2 protein-coding genes are annotated in these 2,152 nt (G+C 73.7%); one reads left to right on the forward strand and one right to left on the reverse strand.

From position 1 onward, the window contains the following. Positions 1 to 302: 302 nt before the first annotated feature. Positions 303 to 1,226, forward strand: coding sequence for a glycoside hydrolase family 19 protein (locus H5J30_RS28930; protein ID WP_181790231.1), 924 nt, complete (start codon positions 303 to 305; stop codon positions 1,224 to 1,226). Positions 1,227 to 1,500: 274 nt separating this feature from the next. Here H5J30_RS28930 and H5J30_RS28935 read toward each other — a convergent pair. Beyond that, positions 1,501 to 2,152: phosphotransferase family protein (locus H5J30_RS28935; protein WP_374101034.1), on the reverse strand; the 652-nt coding region annotated here is incomplete at its 5' end.

The raw sequence follows: 2,152 nt of genomic DNA on the forward strand, positions 1-2,152 counted from the left end.
CCCGGCGGCCCGCCGCGAACGGCGGCCGGCCCGGCTGTCCGGACCGGCTGAGAAACCAAACGGAAGGAAGGTACGGCTGCTCAGGGCGGCGGTCAACGGTGCCTCGGGGGCGTTCGATTGACGCGGGTCCGGGCTGTAGAAAGCCCTTGCTGGTGGGGGGCCGTGGACCGGTCGTGGGCCGGCGTGCTGATCCGCGCGGTATTTGTTGGTCTAGACCTTGACAGGTCCAGACCAATCGGCTTTGCTCCACCATGCCAAGTACACCCCCACTGACAGGATGTGATGACGTGTCAGCCAAACACGTGCACGTACACCTGCACCGCAGACTCGGCAGACGGATCAGGGGTACCGTCGCCGCCCTCGCCGCCGCGGCCGTCCTCGCCGTGCTCGTCCCCCTCGCCACCGCCACCACCGCCAGCGCCGCCGCCTGCGCGGCGGCGTGGAGCAGCGGTTCTGTCTACACCCAGGGCAACGTCGTCTCCCACAACGGCCACAACTGGCAGGCCAAGTGGTGGACCCAGGGCGAGACCCCCGGCACCACCGGGCAGTGGGGCGTCTGGGCCGACCAGGGCACCTGCGGCGGCGGCAGCGACCCGGGGCCCGGCCCCGGGGAGTTCGTGACGGAGGCCCAGTTCAACCAGATGTTCCCGAACCGGAACCCCTTCTACACGTACAGCGGCCTCACCACCGCCATGCGGTCCTACCCGGCCTTCGCCAACACCGGCGACAACACCACCAAGGCCCGCGAAGCCGCCGCCTTCCTCGCCAACGTCAGCCACGAGACCGGCGGCCTCGTCCACATCGTCGAGCAGAACCAGGCCAACTACCCCCACTACTGCGACGCGACCCAGCCCTACGGCTGCCCCGCCGGCCAGGCCGCTTACTACGGCCGCGGGCCCATCCAGCTCAGCTGGAACTTCAACTACAAGGCCGCCGGCGACGCCCTCGGCCTCGACCTGCTCACCAACCCCTACCGGGTGGAGCGGGAGCCGGCCGTGGCCTGGCAGACCGGCCTGTGGTATTGGATGACCCAGTCCGGCCCCGGCACCATGTCCGGGCACACGGCGATGACCACCGGCGCCGGCTTCGGTGAGTCCATCCGCTCCATCAACGGCGCCCTGGAGTGCAACGGCGGCAACCCCGCGCAGGTCCAGAGCCGCATCAACAACTACCAGCGCTTCACGCAGATCCTCGGCGTCACCCCGGGCGACCGGCTGAGCTGCTGACCCCCGCCCCGTCCTCACGGACGGCGGGCCCGTCCCCCCGGGAGGGCCCGCCGTCCGCCTCCCCGGCCGCGCCGGGTGCCGGGCGCGCATGCCGGGCGCGCGCGTCGGCGTTACGCGTCGGGCACCGGGAAGAGGAAGCGGAACTCGCCGTGCCCCGGGCCTCGTAGCCGGGTTCTCCCACGTGTCGCAGGTCGCATCGTCCAGGCGGGACGCGCCGGCCCTGGTCCCGGCGGTGTGGGTCATGGTCATCGGCTGCCCGTCGCCTGCGGTCCCCTCACCCCGTGCCGCGGGGGCCGGGAGCTTCGCTCCCAGTGTGCGCCGGGCCGCCGGGGACTCCTCCCGCAAGTTCCTGGTACAGGCCCGCCAGCGCCTCGGTGTCGTCCGCCGTGCCCGGGTGCGGCGCGCTGAACCAGCGGGCGTACTCGTCGAGTTCGGAGAGCCGCCAGTCCAGCGCGAACAGCTCCAGCATCGCCGGGTCCGGGTCGAGTGCGTCCCGCAGCGCCGACGGGACGTCGGCGTAGTCGCGTTCGCGCGGGGCCAGGGCCAGCGACTCCCAGTCGACGAAGCGCAGCCCGGCGGGGGTGAGGAGCTGGTTGGCGTGGTGCGGCTCGCCGTGGGTGGGCACCCACGAGGGGCGGCGGGCGCGGGCGGCGTCGGCGAGGTGCCGGTAGCGGTCGGTCCAGCGGGCGATGGCTTCGCCGTGGGCGGCGAGGGCGGCGCGCGCCTCCTCGCCGAGCGGTCCCGACGTCCAGGGTGCGGCGGTACGGGCCCGCAGTTCGGCCGCGAACCGGGGGCCGACGCGCGGCGCCCAGAGCGGCAGGTCCGGCGCCCGGCCGGCCGTGCCGTGCAGGGTACGCAGGGCGCGTACGACCTCCGCCGCGTGCTCCGGCTCGGCCGCCTCCGCCTCCGTGGGCGTACGGCCCTCG

Origin of the sequence: Streptomyces phytophilus, assembly GCF_013870535.1 — a bacterium.
GTDB lineage: Bacteria > Actinomycetota > Actinomycetes > Streptomycetales > Streptomycetaceae > Streptomyces > Streptomyces phytophilus.